This is a genomic window from Nocardiopsis listeri (genome assembly GCF_020741345.1).
Taxonomy (GTDB): Bacteria; Actinomycetota; Actinomycetes; order Streptosporangiales; family Streptosporangiaceae; genus Nocardiopsis; species Nocardiopsis listeri_A.
Genome location: NZ_DYZD01000344.1, coordinates 1 through 23,196, shown reverse-complemented (window position 1 = coordinate 23,196; position 23,196 = coordinate 1). Strand labels below are relative to the sequence as shown.

General features: G+C 68.5%; 24 protein-coding genes. 11 read left to right on the top strand and 13 right to left on the bottom strand.

The window, feature by feature from the left end:
* Positions 1 to 587 precede the first annotated feature (587 nt).
* Both K8V84_RS18435 and K8V84_RS18430 read left to right on the top strand, forming a co-directional pair.
* Positions 588 to 1,514: a ribonuclease Z gene (locus K8V84_RS18435; RefSeq protein ID WP_304076538.1), complete on the top strand. Its 927-nt coding sequence runs from the start codon at positions 588 to 590 to the stop codon at positions 1,512 to 1,514.
* Between the two features lie 195 nt (positions 1,515 to 1,709).
* Complete coding sequence (locus K8V84_RS18430) at positions 1,710 to 2,240, top strand: hypothetical protein (RefSeq protein WP_304076536.1); 531 nt, start codon at positions 1,710 to 1,712, stop codon at positions 2,238 to 2,240.
* Positions 2,241 to 2,300: 60 nt separating this feature from the next.
* On the opposite strand, the gene K8V84_RS18425 is transcribed toward K8V84_RS18430, so the two are convergent.
* The 4 genes from K8V84_RS18425 to K8V84_RS18410 all read right to left on the bottom strand — a co-directional run bounded on the left by K8V84_RS18425 (position 2,301) and on the right by K8V84_RS18410 (position 5,867).
* Positions 2,301 to 3,305 (bottom strand): DMT family transporter, encoded by a 1,005-nt coding sequence (locus tag K8V84_RS18425; RefSeq protein WP_304076534.1) that lies wholly within the window; start codon positions 3,303 to 3,305, stop codon positions 2,301 to 2,303.
* A gap of 209 nt (positions 3,306 to 3,514) precedes the next feature.
* A complete protein-coding gene (locus K8V84_RS18420; RefSeq protein ID WP_304076531.1) occupies positions 3,515 to 4,567 on the bottom strand; it encodes a Gfo/Idh/MocA family protein in 1,053 nt (350 codons plus the stop codon).
* A gap of 99 nt (positions 4,568 to 4,666) precedes the next feature.
* Positions 4,667 to 5,002, bottom strand: coding sequence for a hypothetical protein (locus tag K8V84_RS18415; RefSeq protein WP_304076529.1), 336 nt, complete (start codon positions 5,000 to 5,002; stop codon positions 4,667 to 4,669).
* Between the two features lie 67 nt (positions 5,003 to 5,069).
* Positions 5,070 to 5,867 carry a phosphotransferase gene (locus K8V84_RS18410; protein ID WP_304076528.1) on the bottom strand — a complete coding sequence of 266 codons (798 nt, stop codon included), beginning with the start codon at positions 5,865 to 5,867 and terminating at the stop codon, positions 5,070 to 5,072.
* 457 nt (positions 5,868 to 6,324) lie between these two features.
* Between K8V84_RS18410 and gdhA the strand changes: the two genes are divergently transcribed.
* Both gdhA and K8V84_RS18400 read left to right on the top strand, forming a co-directional pair.
* Positions 6,325 to 7,692: an NADP-specific glutamate dehydrogenase gene (gene gdhA, locus K8V84_RS18405; RefSeq protein ID WP_304076526.1), complete on the top strand. Its 1,368-nt coding sequence runs from the start codon at positions 6,325 to 6,327 to the stop codon at positions 7,690 to 7,692.
* 463 nt (positions 7,693 to 8,155) lie between these two features.
* Positions 8,156 to 9,499 (top strand): hypothetical protein, encoded by a 1,344-nt coding sequence (locus K8V84_RS18400; protein WP_304076525.1) that lies wholly within the window; start codon positions 8,156 to 8,158, stop codon positions 9,497 to 9,499.
* On the opposite strand, the gene K8V84_RS18395 is transcribed toward K8V84_RS18400, so the two are convergent.
* On the bottom strand, positions 9,484 to 10,458 hold the full coding sequence (locus K8V84_RS18395; protein WP_304076523.1) for an aldo/keto reductase: 975 nt from the start codon (positions 10,456 to 10,458) through the stop codon (positions 9,484 to 9,486). The two genes, K8V84_RS18400 and K8V84_RS18395, sit on opposite strands and share 16 nt — an antisense overlap.
* 114 nt (positions 10,459 to 10,572) lie before the next feature.
* Between K8V84_RS18395 and K8V84_RS18390 the strand changes: the two genes are divergently transcribed.
* The gene (locus tag K8V84_RS18390; RefSeq protein WP_304076521.1) at positions 10,573 to 11,079 is read left to right on the top strand and encodes a DinB family protein; all 507 of its coding nucleotides are present in this window, start codon (positions 10,573 to 10,575) and stop codon (positions 11,077 to 11,079) included.
* Between the two features lie 8 nt (positions 11,080 to 11,087).
* Here K8V84_RS18390 and K8V84_RS18385 read toward each other — a convergent pair whose 3' ends face one another.
* On the bottom strand, positions 11,088 to 11,744 hold the full coding sequence (locus tag K8V84_RS18385; protein ID WP_304076519.1) for a CatB-related O-acetyltransferase: 657 nt from the start codon (positions 11,742 to 11,744) through the stop codon (positions 11,088 to 11,090).
* Between the two features lie 264 nt (positions 11,745 to 12,008).
* Here K8V84_RS18385 and K8V84_RS18380 point away from each other — a divergent pair, with 264 nt between their 5' ends.
* A complete protein-coding gene (locus K8V84_RS18380; RefSeq protein ID WP_304076516.1) occupies positions 12,009 to 12,482 on the top strand; it encodes a hypothetical protein in 474 nt (157 codons plus the stop codon).
* Positions 12,483 to 12,486: 4 nt separating this feature from the next.
* A complete protein-coding gene (locus K8V84_RS18375; protein WP_304076515.1) occupies positions 12,487 to 12,789 on the top strand; it encodes a transcriptional regulator in 303 nt (100 codons plus the stop codon).
* A 51-nt stretch (positions 12,790 to 12,840) separates the two neighbouring features.
* On the opposite strand, the gene K8V84_RS18370 is transcribed toward K8V84_RS18375, so the two are convergent.
* Entirely contained in the window at positions 12,841 to 13,290 is a 450-nt protein-coding gene (locus K8V84_RS18370; RefSeq protein ID WP_304076513.1) for a pyridoxamine 5'-phosphate oxidase family protein, read from the bottom strand.
* A gap of 395 nt (positions 13,291 to 13,685) precedes the next feature.
* Here K8V84_RS18370 and K8V84_RS18365 point away from each other — a divergent pair, with 395 nt between their 5' ends.
* Both K8V84_RS18365 and K8V84_RS18360 read left to right on the top strand, forming a co-directional pair.
* Positions 13,686 to 14,087 (top strand): peptidase inhibitor family I36 protein, encoded by a 402-nt coding sequence (locus tag K8V84_RS18365; RefSeq protein WP_304076511.1) that lies wholly within the window; start codon positions 13,686 to 13,688, stop codon positions 14,085 to 14,087.
* A gap of 57 nt (positions 14,088 to 14,144) precedes the next feature.
* Entirely contained in the window at positions 14,145 to 15,011 is an 867-nt protein-coding gene (locus K8V84_RS18360) for a hypothetical protein (RefSeq protein ID WP_304076508.1), read from the top strand.
* Between the two features lie 74 nt (positions 15,012 to 15,085).
* On the opposite strand, the gene K8V84_RS18355 is transcribed toward K8V84_RS18360, so the two are convergent.
* A complete protein-coding gene (locus K8V84_RS18355; protein ID WP_304076505.1) occupies positions 15,086 to 16,321 on the bottom strand; it encodes an erythromycin esterase family protein in 1,236 nt (411 codons plus the stop codon).
* A 150-nt stretch (positions 16,322 to 16,471) separates the two neighbouring features.
* Here K8V84_RS18355 and K8V84_RS18350 point away from each other — a divergent pair, with 150 nt between their 5' ends.
* On the top strand, positions 16,472 to 17,236 hold the full coding sequence (locus tag K8V84_RS18350) for a trans-aconitate 2-methyltransferase (RefSeq protein ID WP_304076502.1): 765 nt from the start codon (positions 16,472 to 16,474) through the stop codon (positions 17,234 to 17,236).
* A gap of 11 nt (positions 17,237 to 17,247) precedes the next feature.
* On the opposite strand, the gene K8V84_RS18345 is transcribed toward K8V84_RS18350, so the two are convergent.
* Complete coding sequence (locus tag K8V84_RS18345; RefSeq protein WP_304076500.1) at positions 17,248 to 18,411, bottom strand: SGNH/GDSL hydrolase family protein; 1,164 nt, start codon at positions 18,409 to 18,411, stop codon at positions 17,248 to 17,250.
* 222 nt (positions 18,412 to 18,633) lie between these two features.
* Positions 18,634 to 19,440: a TetR/AcrR family transcriptional regulator gene (locus tag K8V84_RS18340; RefSeq protein WP_304076497.1), complete on the bottom strand. Its 807-nt coding sequence runs from the start codon at positions 19,438 to 19,440 to the stop codon at positions 18,634 to 18,636.
* An 89-nt stretch (positions 19,441 to 19,529) separates the two neighbouring features.
* On the opposite strand from K8V84_RS18340, the gene K8V84_RS18335 reads away from it, so the two are divergent.
* Positions 19,530 to 21,803 (top strand): excinuclease ABC subunit UvrA, encoded by a 2,274-nt coding sequence (locus K8V84_RS18335; protein WP_304076494.1) that lies wholly within the window; start codon positions 19,530 to 19,532, stop codon positions 21,801 to 21,803.
* A 49-nt stretch (positions 21,804 to 21,852) separates the two neighbouring features.
* Here K8V84_RS18335 and K8V84_RS25880 read toward each other — a convergent pair whose 3' ends face one another.
* The 3 genes from K8V84_RS25880 to K8V84_RS18320 all read right to left on the bottom strand — a co-directional run bounded on the left by K8V84_RS25880 (position 21,853) and on the right by K8V84_RS18320 (position 23,196).
* On the bottom strand, positions 21,853 to 22,164 hold the full coding sequence (locus tag K8V84_RS25880) for a hypothetical protein (RefSeq protein WP_369696643.1): 312 nt from the start codon (positions 22,162 to 22,164) through the stop codon (positions 21,853 to 21,855).
* A gap of 247 nt (positions 22,165 to 22,411) precedes the next feature.
* A complete protein-coding gene (gene crcB, locus K8V84_RS18325) occupies positions 22,412 to 22,774 on the bottom strand; it encodes a fluoride efflux transporter CrcB (protein ID WP_304076491.1) in 363 nt (120 codons plus the stop codon).
* Positions 22,771 to 23,196 (bottom strand): CrcB family protein, encoded by a 426-nt coding sequence (locus K8V84_RS18320; RefSeq protein ID WP_304076488.1) that lies wholly within the window; start codon positions 23,194 to 23,196, stop codon positions 22,771 to 22,773. The genes crcB and K8V84_RS18320 overlap by 4 nt, the downstream gene beginning before the upstream one ends.

The window sequence follows — 23,196 nt, the reverse complement described above, 5'->3', positions numbered from 1 at the left end:
GGTGTTGAGGATGAGGTCGGGCCGGCGGTGGCTCATCCGGGTTCGGGTTCGTCTATGCCCGGCCGTGTCAGGCGGGAGCGGATCGCACCGGTGTTGCGACCGAGCTCCTGTGCGAGTGCGGCCAGGGTCGTGCCCTGGGCGAAGCGCCGGGCCAGGGGTTCGTCGTCCTCGGCGCTCCAGGGCCGGTAGGCGTTGGGGGGTGGCGGCGTTGTGCCTGTGCGAACCCGACCGGATCCTGGCCGATGGTGGAACTTCGCAGCATGAGCCACCCCAGGGTGGTCATGGTCTCCGCCGGCAGGACCCCGGACAGGTTCGTGGTGATCTCGCCGTCGTCGGTGAATCCGACCGCCTCGATGGACACTCTGCCGTCGGGGGTGTGTGGTGGTGAACCGGAGCCGCTCCGAGCCCTGTTCCACGGTGATGGTGATGGGTCGGTGGGGTTCGTCGGTCACGGTCCTCCTTGGTTTTGTGGGCTGGGGCGGGCATGACCTGGCCGGGAAAAGCAGGGGTCGGGGCGGTGTGGCCTGTTGTGGACAGAGCGGTGGTGGAGGCGGGCAGGACGGCCGGGGAATGGGACAATGTGGGCCATGTCGGTTCGTGAACTCGTGATCTTGGGCAGCTCCAGTGCGGTTCCCACCCGTCGGCGCAATCACAACGGGTACTTCCTGCGTTGGGGGGATCAGGGGGTGTTGTTCGACCCTGGTGAGGGCACCCAGCGGCAGATGCGCATGGCGGGACTCGCGGCCTCCGACATCACCCGGATCTGCGTGACCCACTTCCACGGCGACCACAGTCTGGGGTTGCCGGGCATCGTGCAGCGCATCGCCCGCGACCAGGTGTCGCACACGGTAAGGGCCGCCTACCCGGGGTCGGGCCAGGAGTACTGGGAGCGGTTGCGGCACGCCACCTCCTTCGTGGACACCGACGTGATCGTTGCCCAACCGGTGGGCGGCGGGGGCGGCTGTGTGCTGGGCGAGGAGGAGCCGTTCACCATCACGGCGTTGCCGCTGCGCCACTCGGTACCGGCCTACGGGTACCGGTTGGTCGAACCGGACGGGTGGCGGATGCTGCCCGAGCGGTTGGCGCACTTCGGGGTGCACGGGCCCGACATCGCCCGTTTGCAGCGTCAGGGAAGTATCGAGGTGCGGGGGCGCACGGTGGAGCTGGCAGAGTGCGCCCGCCCCCGGCCCGGGCAGGTGTTCGCGTTCGTGATGGACACCGGCGAGTGCGAGCAGGCCGTGGAGTTGGCATGGGGTGCGGACATGCTGGTGATCGAGTCGACCTACCTGGACGAGCACGAGGATTGGGCCGAACGGTACGGGCATCTGACGGCCCGGCAGGCGGGTCGGATCGCCGCGCGGGCGGGGGTGCGCCTGCTGGTGCTCACCCACCTGTCGGAGAGGTACGAACAAGACCAGGAGGGCTCGTTCGTGGCCCAGGCCGCCGAGGAGTTCGACGGAGCGGTCGTGTTGGCCGCGGACCTGGACCGGATCGCGTTGCCGGCCCGGCGCTGAGACAGCCGGTCCGATTCAGGCGTGCGGGGCCGGTTCCTCCTCTTCAGGCACCTGCGTTCGCGGCCATACCGCACGTGTACCTCTCCCCGGAGCGGGTTCGAAACCGTAAGGCGTCGAACCCGCTGGTTCTTTGGACAAGTCAAGGAGCACGCCATCAAGTCCCCCACCGCCCTCGCGACACTGAGTTCGATCTCCTTGCTCGTGCTGACCGCGTGCGGCCCATCGACCGTCTTCGACTTCACCGAGCCCGCGACGGACCCGGCGCGCAGCATCGAGTTCCGTATTTCCGATGAGCTCATCGACCAGAGCGAGGGCTACCGCGACCACCGGGTACAGGAGTCCATCACCCTCACCGCGGTCGAGTCCGAGGACCCTGCGCGGTGCGCCGTGGAGTACCGGGTCGACTACGTCGAGGGGCGCCTCGACCTCTTCCTCGAACTGCTCCAGGAGGGGATCGACGCGACCGAGAGCGAGGCCACCGTGGATCAGCGTATGGCCATCGCACTGACCGGTGAGGACCTGGACTCGATCGAGCTCGGCGAGGACCACACCCTCGCGGTGGTGCCCCTGGAGTGCGCCATCTCGTCGACCGACATCGAGAACACCGTGCGCGTGGCCTTCGCGGAGACCCGCCCCTTCGGGGATCCGTTCTTCGCTCGCGCCGAGGTCGCACTCACCCAGGACGGTGAGCTGTTGGTCCTCGATGCCGAGTTCAGGGACCGGTGACTCGATGTCGGCGGCGACCGCAACCACGGAGACCACGTGGGCGGCCGAGCCGGGTCGGATTCAGTCCCGGTCCAGGGCTCGGGCTCGTGTGGGGTCGCCTTCGTCGGCCGGTGTGGTGGCGGTGGGTTCGTCGAGATCGCTCGCCGCGGTGGTGGTCGGGGTGGTGGGCACCGCTGTCTGGGCGATGAACGCCCCGGTCACGATCACCACCGCGCCCAGAAGCTGCATGGTGTTGAGCGCCTCGCCCAGCAGGATCCAGGCCAGCACGATGGCGGTGACCACCTCCAGGTAGGCCACACCTCCGGCGACCTGTGGGGACAAACGCTTGATCGCCGAGACCCCGGTGAAGTAGGCGATGGCGGTGCACACCAGGGCCAACCACACGGCGATGGCCCACCCGGGCGGGGCGATACCGCCCAGGGGCAGGGGTGCGCCCAGCAGTTCCCAGGGCAGGGTCCAGGGGCGGGCGAGCACGCCCAAGACCACACCGGCGATCAGGGCGCCGAAGGCGATGACGGCCAAGGGGTCGGCGTCCTCTCCCATGGCATCGCCCAGCAGGAAGAACGCCGCCTGGGCCGCGGCCGCGCCCAGTGCCAGGCCCACCCCGATGGCGTCCAGGCGCATGCCGGCCCACACCTCCAGCAGCAGGCTCAGCCCGGCCACCGCCAGGACCACGCCGATGACGGCGGCGGGGGAGACCGGTCTGCGGCGCACCAGGCGTACCCACAACAGCACCAGGACCGGGCCCAGGAACTCCAACAGCAGGGCGATACCGACGGGGATGCGGGCGATGGCGGCGAAGTACAGGGCTTGGACCCCGGCCATGGGGAAGAGGCCATAGGCCGACAACAGCAGGGGGCGGCGCAGGACCAGACGCCAGTGGCGCAGGGCCACCGGCAGCAGGATCAGGGCGGCGCCGGCCACGCGCAGCCAGGTGACGTGGAGTGGGTCCATGCCGGCGTCCATCAGGGGGCGGGCGAAGACCCCCGAACCACCGAAGGTCAGGGCCGAGGCGAGGGCGAAGGCCAGCCCGGAGGGGCGGTGCCGGGTGGGGTGGGTGGACACGCGGGAACGCTCCAGGAACAAGGTGGGATGAGGGGACCACCAGGGGTGGATTCGAGGTCGCCTCGAGCTTAGGGGAGCGCCTTGGTGGTGGCCGGTGGCAGGTGCACCCGATCGCTCCCTCGAGGGGGTGTTGGTCGGGTAGCGACCGGCTGGCGGGGGGACCGGCCGCGGCCGGGGCGGCGACGGGAAAGGCCCACGAGGTCAGGGGGTCAGGTCCAGGGCAGGGGGACCGGTACCGGTAGGGAGCCTTCGCTCAGGGACCGGGCTCCGGCCACTCCGACCAGGGAGGCGGCCACGGCCTCGTGTACCCCCACCGGTGGCGGCGTTCCCTGTTCCACGGTGGCGCGTAGTCCCTGGAGTAGGAGCACCGTGCCCTCCTGCCCTCGTTCCACGGCCACGCCGTCCACGAGCACCGGTGGGGCGGTGTGTTCGTCCTGCCGGGTGTGCCCGTCCGCTCGTGTCCACCCCTGGTGACGCACTCGTACCGACCAGGCGCTCTCGCCGAAGCTTCGTCCCGCTTCGGCGGCCGCGCGTGTGCCGTGTACCGAGATCCGACTCCAGTGCGAGTCCGGTTCTCCCTGGAGGAAGCCGTTGCGGGTCAGGGCCAGGGCTCCGGTGGACAGGCGCACCGCCATCACCGAGGCCTGCCTGGGCGAGGCGGTGTGCACGGTGAAGGCGGTGACCTGTACCGGCAGGGCGTCGGTGATCGCCAGGATCGGCGACAGCGAGTGCGTGCAGTAGGCGGTCGGAGCGATACGGCCGCGCCAGTGTCCCGGGTCCCCGATCAGGTCTTGGACCGTTCGGGGTGCCATGGCGTGCAGGTAGTCGGCTTCGATGAGGTCGACCCGGCCCAACGTGCCCTCTTGGGCGAGTGCGCGCAGGAGCCGCGTGTGCGGGTGCAGGACGTAGTTCTCCGCGAAGGAGTAGGTGGCCGTGCCGGCCTGGGCGGCGGCCAGGAGTTCGGCCCCCTCCCGGGGGTTGGCGCAGGCCGCGGTCTCTGAGAGTACGTGGACGCCGTGTTCGAGGAAGGTGATGGCCAGGGGTGCGTGGGCGTCGAAGTCGTTGGTGAGCAGGACCGCGTCCAGATCCTGGTGGAGCAGGTCGCGCCAGTGCTCGACCAGGGTCAGGGTGGGCAGTTGTGCGGTGGCGTGCCGCGCCGTGGCGGGGTCCACATCGCAGCCCGCGACCACGTCGATGCCGATCCGTTTGGCCCATCGGGCCATGTGCAGTCCCCGGCGAAGGCCCACCACTCCCATACGCATGGGTCGATGATCCCCATTCGGGTGGCGTGGGGCCACCGGTTTTTCAGGGCGGGGTGCGGGGGAGGGGATCCGTTCGCCGGGCGGGGCCGACCATGGGCTTCAGTCACGCGTGGTCGGCAGCTCCAGCAGGGTCTGGCCGGGGATGGAGGCGTCGGGGCGGCGATAGCGTGCCAGACAGCGGCGGCAGTTGACCCCGGTGGTGGCGGCGCGCAGGCGAAGTGGGTCCACGGCGGCGTGGCAGCCGGTGGCCGGTACCGACACCCCCGCCCACAGGTGGCTGGTGAGGGTGTGCACGATCTCGCCGGAGCCGATGGTGACGCCTTTGGCGTCGGCCAGGTCGGCGCGGTGGCGGTTCAGGACCGCCATCAGGTGTTCGACGTCGGGCCGTCCCGCCTGCCGGGTGGGGCCGTTGGGCCCGAAGACGGTGTTGTCCATGGTTTGGAGGATGCCCGCGAACTCGGGTGGGAACACGTCGACAGGCCGTGCCCGGGGACAATGAGGTTCAGTCGAGCAGAGCGCGCAGGAAGCGGGGCTCCTGTTCGGTGAGCCAGTCGTTGCGTCGGTCCCAGCGGGCCCAGCCGCCGAAGTGTTCCAGGTCGCGGATGAACAGGGCATCGCCGCCTTCGACCATGGTGCGCACGAAGGTACGGGAGACCTCGTTGTAGCGGCGCAGCGTGGCCGGGAGGATCGCGCGGTCGGTCCGGGTCATGCCGTAGGCGTCGGCCATCAGACGTAGGCGGCGAGGGACGTCGAGGCCGTGGAAGCCGCTGGTGGTGGCCGATTCGGGGTCTATGGTCGGGCCGAGGTAGAAGGCCAGGGCGGCCAGGTCCCATACGGGACGGCCCGGGGCGGCCAGGTCGAAGTCGATGAGTGCGGTGGCCCGGTCGTGCCGGAAGACGATGTTCTCGAGGCAGGGGTCGTTGTGGCACAGGATGGTGCCGCCTTCGGGGTCGGCGAGGGCGGTGGGCCAGTCGACGTCCGGGTCGAGGGGGATCGTCGCGGCGACGTCGTGGTAGCGGCGCAAGAGGGCGGCCGCCTGGGGTACGACCTCATCGCGCAGGGCCCATGCGGGGAAGGGTGGCAGGGCCACCTCGCCTTCGATGAAGGTGAGTTCCTCGCGTCCGTCGGGGTGCAGGGCCAGGGGTGTGGGGGCGCCGGTGAACCCGGCCTTGGTGAGGCGGGTGAGGAAGGTGTGCAGGGCCGGCGCGTGGTCGGGGGCGGTGCGCACCACGCGGTCACCGCGGCGGGTGACGGTGTTCATCATGCCGCCCTTGAGCGGGTGGTCCTGGTCGCCGGGCATGGCGGGCTCTCCTTGGCGGGTGGGGCCGACTCGCGGTGAGTACGGAGTCGGCCTCGGTTCATCGCGGGGGCCTGGGCACGGTCACGTTATCGGCTCTTTCCGCCGTTGGTGCGGGCCGTGAGGATGTGCGATGGGTCCCAGTGAGCGGTGTGGCGCATGGGGTGCTCAGGATGGGTATACCCAGGGGCGTCGACCCTGTGCGGGGGCGCTGGATGAGGGTGTCGTGACCGGCCCCGGGCGTGCCCGCAGGCGGGGCCGAAGGAGACGGTGCGTCCTTCGGTCCAGGCCAGAGGGGTATGTTCATATCAAGGTAATACACTGGAAGCATGAGGGGCGGTTGCCGCCCATATGGGCCCTTTGGGGCGGTATTCCACCTAGGCTTCGATGGATGACAGAGGTTCCCGGTACAACGGCGTGCGGGGCGCCCGTTCCAATATTGAGAAGGGAACGTACTCGCATGCCGTTTTCCCATGGTGCCCGGGAGGACCACCACCCGGGTGTCCGTAGTGCCTTCGAGCACGTGGCACGTCGCAACCCCGACGAGCCGGAGTTCCAGCAGGCGGTACTGGAGGTGCTGGAGTGTCTGTCGCCGGCGCTGTCCATGTACCCGCGCTATGCCACCGAGCGTGTCCTGGAGCGCCTGTGCGAGCCCGAGCGTCAGATCATCTTCCGAGTACCCTGGCGCGACGACCAGGGCCACATCCACGTCAACCGGGGTTTTCGGGTGGAGTTCAACAGCGCCCTCGGCCCCTACAAGGGCGGTCTGCGCTTCCACCCCAGCGTGAACCTGGGCGTGGTCAAGTTCCTGGGCTTTGAGCAGATCTTCAAGAACGCCCTGACCGGCATGGGCATCGGTGGCGGCAAGGGCGGCAGCGACTTCGACCCCAAGGGTCGCTCCGACAACGAGATCGAGCGGTTCTGCCAGTCGTTCATGACCGAGCTGCACCGTCACCTGGGCGAGTACACCGACATCCCCGCCGGTGACATCGGCGTGGGCGCCCGCGAAATCGGCTACATGTTCGGACAGTACCGGCGGCTGAGCAACCGCTGGGAGGCCGGGGTCATCACCGGCAAGGGCATGGACTGGGGCGGCTCGGCCGTGCGTACCGAGGCCACGGGGTACGGGACGGTCATGTTCACCCAGCGCATGTTGGAGCGCAACGGGCGCGGGCTGGACGGCCTCAAGGTGGTGGTGTCCGGTTCGGGCAACGTCGCCATCTACGCGGTGGAAAAGGCCCAGCAGTTGGGCGCGACCGTGGTGGCCTGCTCGGACTCGGGCGGCTACGTGGTCGATGAGGCCGGACTGGACCTTGATCTGATCAAGCAGATCAAGGAGGTCGACCGTGAGCGCATCAGCGTCTACGCCGACCGTCGCCCGGGCGCCGAGTACGTGGAGGGCGGCAGTGTGTGGGACGTGCCCTGCCACGTGGCCCTGCCGTGCGCCACCCAGAACGAGTTGGACGCCACCGCCGCCAAGACGCTGGTGAACAACGGTGTGCTGGCGGTGTCGGAGGGTGCGAACATGCCCACCACTCCCGAGGCGGTGCAGGTCTTCCGCGAGGGGAAGGTGCTCTTCGCCCCGGGCAAGGCGGCCAACGCCGGTGGTGTGGCCACCAGTGTGCTGGAGATGCGTCAGAACGCGCGCCGTACCTCGTGGTCCTTCGACCACGCCGAGTCGGAGCTGGCCGAGACCATGGCCGGGATCCACGACCGGTGTGAGGAGGCGGCCGAGCGGCACGGTTCCAAGGGCGACTACGTGCTGGGCGCCAACCTGGCCGGGTTCGAGATGGTCGCCGACGCGATGTTGGCCCAGGGCCTCATCTAGCGTTCGGTTCGTCGTGAAAGCCCCGTGGGCCCTGATGGGCCTGCGGGGCTTTTTGTCGATTTGTTTCGCTCTTATTGGGTTGCGGGAGATTTTCCCTTTCGGGGGAATCAGGTGTTTTTCTGGGGCGAAAAATCGATGAGGAGGAGTTTTTCGGGGAAAAGGCCCGCGTGTCTTGCGAGGGTGTGCCAAAGTTCTTTACGTCGAGGTCGTACGAACTGGTGTTCGCACGATCCTCCTCGGCTATCCGTACATGAGTTGGCACACCCGAAAAGAGTTCGGGGCCGCCCTGGTGCTAGACCACCGGTGGGCAGCCCCTGACCGATCCCTGTCACAAGCAGGAATGCGGCTCACCGACTCCTGGAAGAACAGGAAGGCGGTGCGTGTTGAAGTGTAACTTCTTCCGCCCCCACTCACAGGCGCTTACGCGAAACCTCTTCGCCTTCGTTCCGGTCGGGGGTTAACGATGAAGGTCATACGCAGCGAAATCAGGTCGAACTGCACCCTGGTTCCCAACGCGCTGATCCGGGACGAGCGCTTGAGTCCCCTGGCCCGAATGATCCTGATCGGCGCGTTGTCCAACACCGACGCCTTCAACTCCGATGTGACCGCCGAGGGTCTGTGGCGCAGGGCCCGTCGGGCGCGAGGCGATCGCGCCCAGGGCCGCACGGCTCACCTGAAGGCCTTCAACGAACTCGGCGCTTGTGGCTACCTGGTCCGACAGAAGAAGCGTTGTGGCCGGCGTCTGGTCACGGAGGTGACCGTCTACGACGCCTCACGGCTCGGACTTGACGGTTCTGGACAGTCACACGAACGACGGTCGGACAGTGGTGGGTCAACTAATAGAAGGGAACACCGGACAAGCAACAGGGGAGAAGGGGGTCCGTCCGAGTCTGAAACCTCCACCACCCCAGAGGCACCCGAAAAGATCATCTCGCCTGAAAAGCCCGAAAGGCGCAACGATGGGCTGTGGGATCTGTTGGCGCGTGTCCCCGATCGGTCGCTGCTGAACCCTCACGCGGACCGGTCGGCTTTGCAGCGTAGGGCCGAGCGGCTACTGAAGGCCGGGTTGCCGCTGGAGCAGGTGCGTGTGCTCTTGTCCGGGATAGGCGGCCTGGGTCGCCCCTTCGGAGCCCTGATGCGGCGCATGGCGAACCTGACCAGCGCGCAGGCGTTCTTGGACGGGCATTTGGGGCGAGGAGTGCACCGGCCCTGGAACGCGGGGGTGGACTGGGGCGTTGCGCCCGAGCCGTGGCCCGGCTCCGGCCACGGCGAGGACGAGGGCGACCCGTTCGATCGGCCCCCGGAGGAGTTCGTGCTCGACGCACTGGGCAGGTCCGACAACACCTGTCCCGAGCACCCGGGGGTACGCAACCACCCCGGTGGGCGCTGCCTGCTGTGCCAGGGGCCCTGTCGCAGCGTCCCGGACCAGATCCCGCACCCCCAGGCGCCGCCTTCCACCGAGGACCCCGGTGAGGGGCCGGGGCCGCTGAGGGGGTTGATCCCCGCGCCACGCTGGGGTCAGGGCCCTCTCCCACCAACGGCCGACCCCGGCCAAGAGGATCTGGACCCGGAGCTGTTGGAGCGAATGGGCGCCTCGATGCGGGGCGGGAAGCACACACCTGCACACGGTGGACCAGAGCCCTTTCCGGGCCCGGCGCCCCGGGAAGGCCACGATGTGGCCCGCTCCGGTGCGGCCCGGGCACGAAGGGAACTGGCCCAGGGGCTGGGACAGCCCCTGGAAAGAACCTCTGGTGCGCCCGCCGCGCTCCGGCCAGGCGCACCGAAGGTTGCTCACCAGCGTTGGTGAACCCGGGGACGGATGAGTTCGTCGTAGACCTCGCGCACCCGCTGATGGGTCTTGGCGTCCAACGGCGGCAGTTGTGCGGCGGCGGCGTTACCGCGGGCCTGGTCGGCGTTGCGAGCGCCGGGAATGACGGTGCTCACCCCGTCCTGGTCAAGGATCCAGCGCAACGCGAACCGGGCCATGGTGGTGCCTTCGGGCACCAGGGGGCGCAGGCGTTCCACGGCCGCCAGACCGGTGGCGAAATCGACGCCGGAGAAGGTCTCGCCCTGGTCGAAGGCCTGGCCTTGTCGGTTGAAGTTGCGGTGGTCGTCCTCGCCGAAGCTGCTGGTGGGGGTGTACCTGCCCGAGAGCAGGCCGCTGGCCAGCGGGACTCGGGCGATCACCCCGACCCCGGCGGCCTTGGCGGCGGGCAGGACCTTCTCCAGCGGCTTGAGCCGGAAGGCGTTGAGGATGATCTGCACACTCGCCACGTTGGGGCGGGCGATGGCGGCCAGGGCCTGCTCGCAGGTCTCCACCGACACCCCGTAGGCGCGCATGCGGCCCTCGTCGACCATGGCGTCCAGGTCGTCGAAGACCGCGTCGGTGTCGATGACGGCGCTGGGCGGGCAGTGCAGTTGCACCAGGTCGATGCTGTCCACACCCAGGTTGCGGCGTGAGTCGTCGTTCCAGGCGCGGAAGTTGCCGGGGTTGTAGTGGGCGGTCTCTTGGGCCATGCGCCGACCCATCTTGGTCGCCACGGTCAGGTGGGGGTGCTCCTCGAGCAACCGGCCCACCAGGCGCTCGCTACGCCCGTCGCCGTAGACATCGGCGGTGTCGATGAAGGTGACACCCTCCTGCACCGCCGTTCGCAGGGCGTCCATGGCGTCGGTTTCGCTGACCTGGCCCCAGGCGTCACCGATCTGCCAGGCGCCGAAACCCACGACGCCGACAGGGCCGAGGGGGCCGAGTTCTCTTGTCTCCATGAATGGTGATCATATTGGTCCTTCGATGGTGTTCCCAGAGGACTTGCGGCCCTGGCCGGTGCGTGGGACAAAACCTGTGGCCCGGACGGGTGCCGGGTTCTAGGGTCGTGGTCCATGACAGATCCACGAACAGACCCGCCCTTCATCGCCGACGAACACCGTATGCTCGCCGCCTGGCTGGACTGGCACCGCCAGACCCTGGAGGTCAAGTGTCAGGGCCTGAGCCAGGAACAACTGCGCCAACGTTCGGTACCTCCCTCGGACATGTCCCTGCTGGGCCTGGTACGGCATATGGCCTCGGTGGAGTGGGCCTGGTTCCGCTTCTTCCTGGAGGGCAGCGACCGGCCCGATCCCATCAAGGGTCCCGACAACCTCGAAGGTGACTTCCGGGACGTGGACACCGCCTCGGTGGAGGAGGCCTTCGCCCTGTGGCACGCCGAGATCGCCCACGCGCGCGAGGTCTCCGCGGCCCTTTCCCTGGAGGCCATCGGTACCAGGAAACGTCACGGCGAGGACTGCTCGCACCGGTGGGTGCTGGTGCACATGATCGAGGAGTACGCCCGCCACAACGGCCACGCCGACCTGCTTCGAGAGCGCATCGACGGGGCCACCGGCGAGTAGGGGAGTGATCAGCCCGCCCGGACCTCGCGGGCGATTCGCGCCAGATCGGCGGGGGCGCCGCCCATGATCTGCGCGGCGTGTTCGGTGACCGCCTCCACCGGCCAGTCCCACCAACGGGCCTCCAACAGCAGGGCCACCTGTTGTTCGTCGAAGCGAGAGCGCAGGTGCCGGGCGGGGTTGCCGCCCACCAGGGCGTAGGGTTCGACGTCCTTGACCACCACGCTGCGCGCCGCCACGATCGCACCGTCACCGATGCTCACCCCCGGCATGATGGTGGCGCCCCGACCGATCCACACGTCGTTGCCGATGCGGGTGTCGGGTGGGGTGGGCAGCGACAGGTAGGTGTCCAGGGTGCGCTCGGCCCACTCGCCCCCGAACATGGTGAACGGGTAGGTGGAGGGGCCGATCGTGGGGTGGTCGCCGGCCGGCATCAGGAAGGTGACCTCCGGGGCGATGGCGCTGTAGCGGCCGATCACCAGCCGTTGGGGGCCGTGGTTGTACAGCACGCAGGCCTCCTCGAAGGGGACACCGCTGCCCTGGTCGTCGTAGTAGGTGTACTCGCCCACCTCGATCAGCTCCGAGGTGACCTGGGCCCGCAGGAAGACCACGTTGGTCAGGTCGGGTCGGGTGGTGGGGTGGAGCCGGTCCGGGTCGGGAGCGGGCACGTGGGTCCTTTCACGTGGTGAGGGTGAGCACCCGGCTCATGTTGGCAGCCGCCGCCCCCTCGCGCACGCGTATTTCTCGGCGACGGCCGATGCCCCGGAGGCGATCGAAGCGGGGCTCTCACGGGTGATTCGACCGAGGAGGCGTGATCGCCCCTCATCTACCCGGCTCCGTTGAAAGCGTGTTCGGGTCGCCACAAGGGTTGCGTCGGGAGCACACCGGACCTTAGTGTTTCCTCAAAGGAAACTAGGTGAGTGGAGGGCAACATGAATCGAATCGACCCGTCCGACGCGGAGCGAGACCTACAGGAGGTCGACCACGTGAATCGGGAGGCCGCTGGAGCACTGGTGCACAAGCGCGGGCCCTGGGCCGTGGCCGGCATCGCGGTGTTCGCCGCGTCGGTGCTCTTTTGGTTCCTGGGCCCGCAGATGAGCCCCTACCTCTCCTGGGGACTGGTCGTGTTGGCCGTACTGGCCGCCGTGCTCAACAGGTCCGCCCGATGGGGGCGGCTCACCGGTAATCGCGCACGACCGACCGGCGTCGCCGGCCGTCGACGCCGAACGTTGTCCCTCGTGGTCATCCTCGTGGCGCTGGCGCTGTTCATCTCGATCAACATGGCCGTTTCGCACCTGCTGGGCCGGACCTACCCGATCTCGGGGGCCGTGGTGGGACTGGTGCTGGCCCTGGCGGGGCCTCCCTTCGCCAAGTGGTGGATGACCAGGCCGGAAAAGCGAGGCTAGGCCCGTGGAGATCGACCCGTTGCTGGCCGACGTCACCCGGTTGAAGATCCTGGCGTTGCTCGCCTCCTGCGATTGGGCTGACTTCTCCTTCGTGCGCGAGGGGGCGGACCTGTCGAAGTCGGCCCTGTCCAAGCAGGTCGGGAAGTTGGAGACGCACCAATACGTAGAGGTGCACAAGGGCTACGTGGGCAAGTACCCGCGCACCAGTCTGCGACTGACCGACACCGGGCGCGAGGCCATCGAGAACCACCTCGCCGCACTCCGACGGATCGTCGACCAGGGTCACCGCGACCACCCCTCCGGGTAGAGGAGCGGTTCCTCGTCCGAGCCGGTCCTGGGGTGGGCCCCGTGCGCGGGGTCAGGGCATGGTCTTGGACAGGTCCTTGGCCACGATGCGTTCGGGGACCAGGCGCACCAGGCGGGCGTCGTCGGCGAAGTGGTGGAAGTCCGGGTGCCAGGTGCTCTCGTCCTCGCCCAGGTAGCGGCGGAGTTTGCGTCCGGCCAGGGCCCGGTCGAAGGGCGCCACCTGGGCCGTGCCGCGCATGATGACCTGGAGGAACTCCATCCGCTCCAGGTCGCAGGTATCGACCACCACGGCGGCGCGTGGGTCGCGTTGCAGGTGTTCGGCCATGACCGCGTACTCACCGGTCAACCACCACAGCACTCCCTCCTCCCACAGGAACCAGACCGGCCTGACGGTGGGCGCGCCCGAGGGGTTGGTGGTGGCCACGCGGGCGACCAATGGCCGGGTGAGAAAGGTGTCGACGTCGAAGGGGTGGGGCGAGGGGACGCTGGGAGTTTCGCTCACCCCTTCACGCTAGGTTTTCGGGGCGGGCGGGGGAAGGGGGCGACGCCGCCTGTGGACGACCCCCGCGGGCGCGGTGCGCCCGGATCACGCCCGAGGAGGTCGGGCCATGTGGCACCGGCGCGGGTGAACGGCGGCCACACCCATCCCTGCCTTCTCTGCCGAATCATGGTGACCACCGAATTCAGCAATGCCGTTGGGCATTAATTTTTATCCGCAATTGCTCCAATATGGGCCCTGGATCCCGGAATGTCATGCCGGGGGCGGCCTAATGTGGCCAAGGTATTTTCTTTTCATGATCGAACTCCTCGCCTAATGTCATTGGGGACGCCGCGAAGCGCGACCGGGCCATTCCGGTCGTGGCAGCCATTGGCGTCTCCAGTCGAGAGAGGGAATCCATGTCCGCCAAAAAGCGATTGTTCGCCACCGCCGCGATGGTGGCCTCCGTCGCCGTCGCCGGTGTGCTCGGCACGGCTCCGACGGCCTCGGCCGCGAGCATCCCCATGGTCGAGGCACAGGCCACCTACATCTACCTCTACGAGCACGACGACTACAAGGGCGGGTCCTGGCGGACCTCCGGAAGTGACCGCAACCTGTCCGGAAACTGCTGGAGCGGGCCGGGCTGCCGTAGCGTCAATGACAACGCCAGTTCCATGAAGAACCAGAAGTCCAGCGACGCCTCCTTCTACGAGCACGCGGAATACCAGGGAGCGTCCTACTACGCCCAGAAGAACTCGTCCGACAAGGACCTGACCGACAACGGATTCGACAACAAGATCAGCTCGATCCGGGTCTGGTGATCGGCGTGCCGGGGAAGTCGGGCGCGACCTTCCCGGCACCATTTCGGTGGAGAACCGATGAACAGTCTTCTTCCGGTGGCCGGGGCGCTGTGCGTTGTCCTCGGACTCGCCGCCTGCGGCGTACAGGATGGGGGAGGTGGGGACCACTACCTTCCCGCGGAGCAGAGGGTGCGGTCGCTGGCCCTCCCCTTCGACGAGTACACGCTCTCCCCCTTCGAAATGCGCACGCTCGACCACGCCGAGGACCTGCTCGTGCGCGACTGTATGCGCGGACACGGCATGGACTGGCAGGTGCTCCCCGCTCCCGAGGAGGAGGGGACCGACCCTGCGCACCGACGTCGATACGGCGTGATCGAGATGGAGGTGGCCGAGCAGTACGGTTACGGCGCGCCGCCCGGGGCGGCGGACGAGGTCCTCGTGGAGGAGACGCGGGAGGACCGGCTCACCCTCCTGGCCACCGAGCACCGAGCGGCCCACGGGAGCGAGGGCGAGACCGGGTGTCTCGAAGAAGCGGCCGGGGACATCACGGCGGGTGTCCCGGGCATTGACTACGACCTGTTGAACTCCTACATCCACACGAGCTTCGAGGCCTCCCAGAGCGCGCCCCCGGTGGTCGACGCCTTCTCCGCCTGGAGCGCCTGCATGGCGGACCGGGGCTTCGACTATCCCACTCCGCCCGAGGCGTCGGCCGACGAGCGTTGGACGGACGGGGAGGGCGATCCGTCAACGGAGGAGACCGAGGTTGCGACGGCGGACGTGGCCTGTAAGGAGGACGCCTCGGTGGTCGAGGTCTGGCGTGAGGCGGAGGCGGCGGTGCAGGAGGGCCTGATCGAGGAGCACCCCGAGGATTTCGCGCTCTTCGCCCAGGTGAGGCAGATCCGACTGGAGACGGCGCGAACGGTGCTCGAACGTTTCGGGCCCTAGATCGTTATGGACGTGGAGTGCTGTCACAAGGGCGTCAAGGTCTGTCCTCGCGCACTGATCTTTGACGCCCTACGTCATGTCCGCGGGGGTTTCAGGAATTTTCCATCCACGATCCAGGCCACGTCCCTGACGAACACCAGGCCGTCGATTCGGGCCAGGTGGGCCGGGTCCAGTGGGGCGTACCCGAACCAGGGCGACTCGCGAGGCGGGAGCGGGGTTTCCTCCAGGGCCTGGGCCAGGAGATGGGGATCGACCAGGTGATGGTCACCCTCCAGCGCGTACAGCAGCCCTTCGACGGTGCGCGGCGGTGGGGCGCCCACGCCCTGGCCCGGCAGGGTGCCCAGCGCCGTGTGCAGGAAGGCGTACTCCTCGCCAAGGCGGGCGTTCACCAGCGCCCCGGCGCTCCACCATTCCACCCGCCCCTGCCACATGCTCATGCTGCTCTTGTGCCTTTGCAGGTGGGCGTTGTGGGCGTGGACCAACGTCGCCGAGCGTTCGGCGGTGGCCAGGAGGTTGTGGGCCATCATCGCGTCGCGCACGCTCAGCAACCGGGACATGCGGGCCGGTGAGGTGTCGGCCATGCACTGGTGGTAGCGCAGCAGGCCGGTGGCGGTACGCCCGTGCAGGCGTGCCCGTCCCATGCCCTCTTCCGAGGTCTTCGCGATCAGGTGCGGTGCGTGCTCCTCCAACAGCGCCACCAGGTCGTGGGCGATCAGTCGCAGCCGGTCGGCCTCGGCGGAGCGTCCCACCGAGCGGGTGGGGTCCATCATCGCCTCGGGTTCGGTCCACTGATCGTCGGAGCCGAGCAGGTCCCGCAGGGTGCGTGCGGTGCAGGGCGACAGGTCGGAGTCCACGTGGGCGGAGAGGAACTCGTGCAGCGCGGTCAGGGCCTGGCGTGGGCTCCGGGCGCCGGTCATCTCCCATGGGCCGTCGAAGCCGACGAAGCGGACCTGTTCATGGGCGGGGCGGCCCTCGTTGTGGGAGCGCATCCAGCGCACGAGGTCACGGTTGCCCTGGTCGGCGCCCCATTGGTGGCTGAATCCGTGCTCCATCACCTCGTCCAGGGTGCCCGGACCACCGGTGACGTACTCGTCCACGACCAGGCCCATCAGGCAGTCGCTCTCGATCGCGATCGTGCGGTAGCCGTGCTGTTCCACGAGCCCGCGAAAGAGGTCGTTGCGCAGGTCCAACAGCGTGCCCTGGCGGTGGGTGGGCTCGCCCAGGGCCAGCAGCCGCGGCCGTCGGGGCAACAGGTCCATGAGGGCGTTGACGTCGACGGCTCGGGTGGCATCTTCGATGTCGAAATCCATACCTTCAACGGTATCGTTGAAGTACCTATTGGCACTTTTCCCGAATTACTGAAGAAAAGTAAGCACAACCCTCAAACCGGGGGGCATCCGTGAAGAGGCGCCCGCGTAAAACCCGGTGACAGTGGAGCGGGTGACGTCGACACTGTCGGGATGGTCGATCATCACTTCTCCGATCCGGACATGGCCGAGCTCTACGATCACTTCAGTCATTGGCGGGTCTCGCCCCAGGACGACTTCTACCTCGACCTGGTGATGGGGGCCGAGGCCGTCTTGGACGTGGATTGCGGAACCGGCAAGCTGCACCGGGTGGCGCGCGAGCGCGGGCACACCGGACGTCTGGTGGGGTTGGACCCGGCCGAGGCGATGCTGGATGTGGGACGCAGGGACCGCGCGGACGTCGAATGGGTGCTCGGTGACCTGGTCCGGGGCCCCTACCAGGCGCGGGCGGATGATTCCTTCGAGGGCGGGTTCGACCTGATCGTCATGAGCGGGCACGCCTTCCAGGTGTTCCTCACCGACGAGGAGGTGCGTGCCAACCTGGCGGCCGTACGCCGTGCCCTGGCACCCGGAGGCCGGTTCGTTTTCGAGACACGCAACCCCGATGCGCGCGGGTGGCTGGCCTGGGCCCCGGAGAAGGTGCGCACGGTGGAAGGGCCCGGGGGGCGTGAGGCCACCTGTGTGCACCGCCTGCGGGAGGTGGACGGTGAGCTGGTCACCTTCACCTCCGATTACCACGTGCAGGGGTGGGAGGAGACCAAGGTCAGCCGCAGCACCCTGCGGTTCCTGGCCGCCGAACCGCTGAACGCCTTCCTGGCCGGCGCGGGGCTGAGGGTGAGCGCTCAGTACGGGTACTGGGACCGCACCCCGCTCACCCCCGCCGGCGAAGAGATCATCACCTTCGCCCGCCCCGCCTGAGCCACGGCAGATCAGGTGGCGAAGGGGGCGCCGGGGGCGAAGACGCGGGCGGCGAACCGTTCGCCGATCCTTCGGTGGGTGGGGGTGTCGGGGTGCAGGCCGTCGGGCAGGGGCAGTTCGGCGAAGTCCGCCTCCCCGTACAGCTCACGGCCGTCCAGGTAGTGCAGGTTCTGGTCCTGGTCGGCGCGTTGGGCCACGACCCGTTCCAGTTCCCGACGGATGTTGGTGAGGGTGAGCCGTGTGGGGTCGTTCGGGTCTCCGGTGGCCTTGAAGGCGACCCGGCCCTCCTTGAGGGCATCCATGTCCATCGCCCCCGGTCCCGGGGTGTGTTCGTGCATGGGGCAGTACAGCGCAGAGACCACCAGCAACGGGGTGTGGGGGTGGCCTTGGCGCAGGGTGTCGAGGAACCCGTGCACGGCCGGGCCCAGCGCGCGCAGGCGCATCAGGTCGGCGTTGGCCAGGTTGATGCCGATCTTGACACTGACCAGGTCGGCCGGGACCTCTCGCATGGCCGCGGCGGTGAAGGAGTCCAGCAGGGCACTGCCGCCCAGGCCCAGGTTGACCAGGTCCACCGCGCCTTGGTCCGCCGCGATCACCGGCCAGATGGCGGTGGGGTTCGTGGCGTTGGAGCCGTGGCTGAGGGAGCTGCCGTGATGCAGCCACACCCGGCGTTCGGAAACGGCGATGGGTTGGACGGGGGCGTCGGTGCGCAGGGCCACGAGTTCGGTGGTCTCGTCGTGCGGCAGCCAGATGCGCACGTCCTTGACGCGTTCTTCCAGGCCTTCGAAGCGCACGGTGCCGGGCTCGCCCCGAACGGGGGTGAACGTCCCGGTGCTCACGTCGATCCGTAGGACGTCTCCTTGGCCGACGGTGCCCTGTGCGGTGAGCCCACCGTCCACGCGCAGGTCGTAGATCCCGTCCGGGCGAGGTGGTGCGCCCGCGTAGTGGCGTTTGGTGGGGATGGTGTCCAGCTCGATGACGGTGGCGCGGGTGCGCATCGCCAAGTGCACCCCGGAGGGTTGGGACTCGGCCATGGCCAGTTGGGGGTCGGTGTTGCGGGCGCGGGCCAGGGCGGGCAGCCGGTGGGGGAGCAGGCCGCGGTCGGTGCGTTCCACCTCCAGGGCGCCGTGGATCAGTTCCGGGGTCAAGGGTGTGGCGGTCGGGTGTGTGCTCATGGTGGTGGACCTTGCGTGGGTGGGGCAGACTTCCAACGAACGTGACCTGTCCGGTGTCGTGGAAAGGAGGGTGCACGTGTTCTTTTTCTACAACAGCCGTTGGGGCTGTGTGGGGTCCCTGCTGGTCTCGGCCGCTCTGACCCTGCTGGTGTTGTTCCTGTTGGGCTGGATCTGATCGCCCCTTGACGCTCGGGGCCGCCGCTTCGTCCGCGGCGTCGCCCCTCAGGCGGTGTCGATGCGGCGTCCGATGCCGTCCAGCAGCGTCTCCAGCCCGAACCGCAACGTCTCCCAGGCCTCTCGTTCCAGGTAGGGCTCGGTTGGGTCCTCGTTGTCGAAGGCGCCCTGGGCGGTCATCAACGTCAGGGTCGGGAAGCGCTCGGAGAAATCGGGCACCAACTCCTCCAGTTGTTCGGAGCGGGCGTACCACCACTCGTCCTCGGGCACCCCGGTCACCGCTTGGGCCTGGCGGGCCTCGGCGGCGGTACGGACCATGCCACGTACCAGGTTGAGCAGGCTTCCGTAGGCGCTGCCGATGGCCCTGGGCGCCATACCGGCCGTGTGCAACAGCGTGGCCAGCGACTCGAAGAGTCGGTACTCGTTGGGACCCAGGACGGGGCGGGCCTGGGAGATCTCCAGGGTCCAGGGGTGGCGCAGGTAGAAGCGCCACAGCAGGCCCACCCAGGTCTGGGTCCGCTCGCGCCAGCCCTGCTCCCGGGAGGCGTCGGACTCCTGCTCGACCTGGTCGACCAGCTCGGCGAAGGCCTGGTCGTACATCAGGTCGATGAGTTCGTTCTTGCTGGCCACGTAGGTGTAGAGCGACATGGCGGTGCGGCCCAGTCGCTCGCCCACCGCGCGCATGGACAGCGCCTGCAGGCCCAGGGCGTCGGCGATCTCGATGGCGGTGCGCACGACCAGGTCCACGTTCAGTTCCGGTTTGGGGCCGGGGGCGGTGCGCTCGCCCTGCTCGTGTTCGCGCCACAGCAGTGCCATGGAACGGCGCGGGTCGCCCTGGCCGGCGTAGACCACCACTTGCGTCTCCTTATGGAATAAACCAATGTTCTCCGGATGTTAGTTTAGCTCATAAGGAATCGTTGGAACGCGGGTATCAGGGGAGCAGCTTGACCTTCGAACAGACCACACCGGCCGACACCCACGACACCATCCAGGTCCGTGGGGCCAGGGAGAACAACCTCGACAACGTCTCGGTGGACATCCCCAAGAGGAGACTGAGCGTCTTCACCGGACTGTCCGGTTCGGGGAAGTCCTCACTGGTCTTCGGCACCATCGCCGCCGAGTCCCAGCGACTCATCAACGAGACCTACACCGCCTTCTTGCAATCGTTCATGCCCAGCACCGGCCGACCCGACGTGGACTCACTGCGCAACCTCAGCGCGGCCATCATCGTCGACCAGGAACGCATGGGCGCCAACTCGCGCTCGACCGTGGGAACGGCCACCGACGCCCACGCCATGCTGCGCATCGTCTACAGCCGGGTGGGCACCCCGCGCCTGGAACCCTCCAGCGTGTTCAGCTTCAACAACGCCGAGGGCATGTGCCCCGAATGCGAGGGGCTGGGGCGCACCGACCAGATCGACCTGGAGGAACTCTACGACCGGAAACTGTCCCTGAACGAGGGCGCCATCACCGTCCCCGGTTACACGGTGGACAGCTGGTACTGGCAGGTGTTCGTGCACTCGGGGTTGCTGGACGCCGACAAGCGCCTGGACGACTACAACGACCAGGAGTGGAACACCTTCCTGTACGAGCCCCTGACCAAGGTCAAGGTCGGCAAGAACTCCTTCTCCTACGAGGGGCTGGTCCCCAAGATCAAGCGGACCTACCTGGCCAAGGACCGCGACAAGATGCAACCGGCCCTGCGCGCCTTCGTGGAGCGGGCCGTGGCCACCTCCACCTGCCCCGAGTGCGCCGGCACCAGGCTCAACGCCGCCGCCCGAGAGGTCAAGGTGGGCGGGCGCACCATCACCGAGTGCGCCTCGATGCAGATCGACGACCTGGCCGCGTTCGTACGCACCATCGACGACCCGGCCGTCAAGCCGTTGGTGGACACCCTGGCCCACACCCTGGACTCCCTGGTGGAGGTGGGGCTGGGCTACCTGAGCCTGGAGCGGGAGTCGGGAACCCTGTCCGGTGGTGAGGCCCAACGGGTCAAGATGGTCCGCCACCTGGGTTCCAGCCTGAGCGACATCACCTACGTCTTCGACGAACCCACCGTGGGGCTGCACCCGCACGACATCGAGCGGATGAACAACCTGCTCCTGGGCCTGCGCGACAAGGGCAACACGGTACTGGTGGTCGAACACAAACCCGAGACCATCGCCATCGCCGACCACGTGGTGGACCTGGGCCCGGGCGCCGGTCCGCACGGCGGCGCCGTGACCTACACCGGTGACGTGGCCGGGCTGCGCGCCTCGGGCACCCTCACCGGCCGACACCTGGACCACCGGGCCCGCCTCAAGGACGAGGTGCGCACCGCCACCGGCCACCTGCCCATCCGTGAGGCGACCACGCACAACCTGCGCGATGTGTCGGTGGATGTGCCCTTGGGGGTGTTGACCGTGGTGACCGGGGTGGCCGGCTCGGGCAAGAGTTCACTCATCCACAGCAACCTGCCCGGACGTGAGGGTGTGGTGGTGGTCGACCAGTCGGCCATCCGTGGATCACGCCGCTCCAACCCGGCCACCTACACCGGTCTGCTCGATCCCATCCGTACCGCCTTCGCCCGCGCCAACAAGGTCAAGGCGTCGCTGTTCAGCGCCAACTCCGAGGGTGCCTGCCCCGAGTGCAAGGGTGCCGGGGTCATCTACACCGACCTGGCGATGATGGCCGGGGTGGCCTCCACCTGTGAGAAGTGCCAGGGGCGCCGTTTCAAGGACGAGGTGCTCCAGCACAGGCTGCACGGTAAGGACATCAGCCAGGTCCTGGCCATGTCGGTGGAGGAGGCCCGCGGGTTCTTCACCTCCGGTAGCGCCCGCACCATCTTGGACCGGATGTTCGACGTCGGGCTGGGCTACCTGGGGTTGGGCCAGCCGTTGACGACCTTGTCCGGTGGTGAGCGCCAGCGGCTGAAGCTGGCGATCTGCATGGCCAAGCAGGGTGCGGTGTACGTGTTGGACGAGCCCACCACCGGGCTGCACCTGGCCGACGTGGACCGGTTGCTGGCGCTGCTGGACCGGCTGGTCGAGGACGGCAACACGGTGGTGGTGATCGAACACCACCAGGCGGTCATGGCGCACGCCGACCACATCATCGACCTGGGCCCGGGTGCCGGGCACGCCGGCGGACAGATCGTGTTCGAGGGCACCCCGGCGCGGTTGGTGGAGCAGGGACGGACCCTGACCGCCCGTCACCTGCGCGCCTACCTCCGGGACTGAGGCACCGGTACACGCAGGCGGGAGGGGCCCGTCCCCGAGGAGCGTCCTCTCAGCGGGGACGGGCCCCTGGCTCCTCGGCTGGTCGGCCCTCCAAGAGTTTCTTGAGGTCGCCCAGCCAGGTGCGCCGGTCGCCCTTCCACTCCGCTGCGCGTTCGGCGCTCTTGACGCGGGTGTGCTCCACGCCCACCAGGGACCTGCCCCGGCCCTTGGCCTGGAAGGTGGCGGCGATCCGGGTGTCCTCGGGCAGGTCGGCGGCGCCCTGTTCTCGGTGGTGGCCGACCACCACCGAACGTCCGGCCGGGGTCAGGGACTCGCGAAGCTTCCGCAGGGTCTGTTCCAGGGGCAGGTGCGGGACCGCCACCAGGGTGATGGCCTCCCACCCAGCGGTGGGGTCGGTTCCAGACCACCGACCTCGGAGACCCGTCGGCGCAGGCGGTCGATCGGGTCGCCGGTTCCGCAGCCCACGTCGAGGACGCGGGGCGCGCCGGAGGCGGCCACCCGGCGCACCACCCAGGGCCCGTAGAAGTCGTTGTGGCTCCAGGGACGGGTGCCGGGTGAACCGGTCCAGGCGGGCGAGGAGGGGCATGCCGGCCACGCATGCGGATCGCTCAACCCCTCAAGAGCGTGGTCAGTCCCAGACCGAGCCAGGCCGCGCCCACGCCCAGGGCCAGGTGGGCCAGAACGAGGACCAGGGCGCGTCGCCGGGCACCGGTACGCGCCAGTTGCACGGTTTCGTGGGCGAAGGTGGAGTAGGTGGTCAACGCCCCGCAGAACCCGGTACCCAGCAGTGACAGTGCCTCGGGGGGCAGCGGCAGGGCCAACAGCGTGCCCATGATGAGGCTGCCGACCACGTTCACGGTCAACGTGCCCCAGGGGAAGGTCCGACCCAGGCGGTGCTGGAGCGTCAGGTCCACCAGGAACCGTGTGGGGGCGCCCACGGCCGCGCCCAGTGCCACCATCAAGGCGATCATGGATTCCTCCCGCCGCCGTGGGTGAGAAGCCGGTGGGCCAGGGTGGAGGAGGCCCAGGCCGCGGTGAGCGCACCGACCAGGGTCAGGGTCAGGTAGGCCAGTGCCACCTGGGGAGACCCTCGTTCCAGTGCGGTGACCACGTCCGTGGCATAGGCGGAGAAGGTGGTGTAGCCGCCCAGGAAACCCACCCCCCAGAACGGGCGCACGAACCGATTGCGGGGCCACCGGTGCGAGATCAGTTCCATCAGCAGGCCGATGAGCGCACTGCCCGTGATGTTGACGGCCAGGATCGTCCAGGAAACCCCGGAGGTGGCGGGCGGCCACAGGGAGTCCAGTCCGTGGCGGGTCAGTGCGCCCAAGGCTGCGCCGAGGGCGATGAAGGCGAGCACGGACCGAAGGCGGGCCGGTGCGGGTGGGGTCAT

Coding starts and splice junctions, on each gene's coding strand:
- crcB (WP_304076491.1), bottom strand. CDS start 22,774: ATGATCGCCTTGATGGTGGCACTGGGCGCGGCCGTGGGCGCCCCCACA.
- K8V84_RS18320 (WP_304076488.1), bottom strand. CDS start 23,196: ATGACCCCACCCGCACCGGCCCGCCTTCGGTCCGTGCTCGCCTTCATC.
- K8V84_RS18395 (WP_304076523.1), bottom strand. CDS start 10,458: ATGGAGACAAGAGAACTCGGCCCCCTCGGCCCTGTCGGCGTCGTGGGT.
- K8V84_RS18400 (WP_304076525.1), top strand. CDS start 8,156: ATGAAGGTCATACGCAGCGAAATCAGGTCGAACTGCACCCTGGTTCCC.
- K8V84_RS18365 (WP_304076511.1), top strand. CDS start 13,686: ATGTCCGCCAAAAAGCGATTGTTCGCCACCGCCGCGATGGTGGCCTCC.
- gdhA (WP_304076526.1), top strand. CDS start 6,325: ATGCCGTTTTCCCATGGTGCCCGGGAGGACCACCACCCGGGTGTCCGT.
- K8V84_RS18355 (WP_304076505.1), bottom strand. CDS start 16,321: ATGGATTTCGACATCGAAGATGCCACCCGAGCCGTCGACGTCAACGCC.
- K8V84_RS18410 (WP_304076528.1), bottom strand. CDS start 5,867: ATGCCCGGCGACCAGGACCACCCGCTCAAGGGCGGCATGATGAACACC.
- K8V84_RS18350 (WP_304076502.1), top strand. CDS start 16,472: ATGGTCGATCATCACTTCTCCGATCCGGACATGGCCGAGCTCTACGAT.
- K8V84_RS18390 (WP_304076521.1), top strand. CDS start 10,573: ATGACAGATCCACGAACAGACCCGCCCTTCATCGCCGACGAACACCGT.
- K8V84_RS18415 (WP_304076529.1), bottom strand. CDS start 5,002: ATGGACAACACCGTCTTCGGGCCCAACGGCCCCACCCGGCAGGCGGGA.
- K8V84_RS18360 (WP_304076508.1), top strand. CDS start 14,145: ATGAACAGTCTTCTTCCGGTGGCCGGGGCGCTGTGCGTTGTCCTCGGA.
- K8V84_RS18435 (WP_304076538.1), top strand. CDS start 588: ATGTCGGTTCGTGAACTCGTGATCTTGGGCAGCTCCAGTGCGGTTCCC.
- K8V84_RS18345 (WP_304076500.1), bottom strand. CDS start 18,411: ATGAGCACACACCCGACCGCCACACCCTTGACCCCGGAACTGATCCAC.
- K8V84_RS18420 (WP_304076531.1), bottom strand. CDS start 4,567: ATGCGTATGGGAGTGGTGGGCCTTCGCCGGGGACTGCACATGGCCCGA.
- K8V84_RS18380 (WP_304076516.1), top strand. CDS start 12,009: ATGAATCGAATCGACCCGTCCGACGCGGAGCGAGACCTACAGGAGGTC.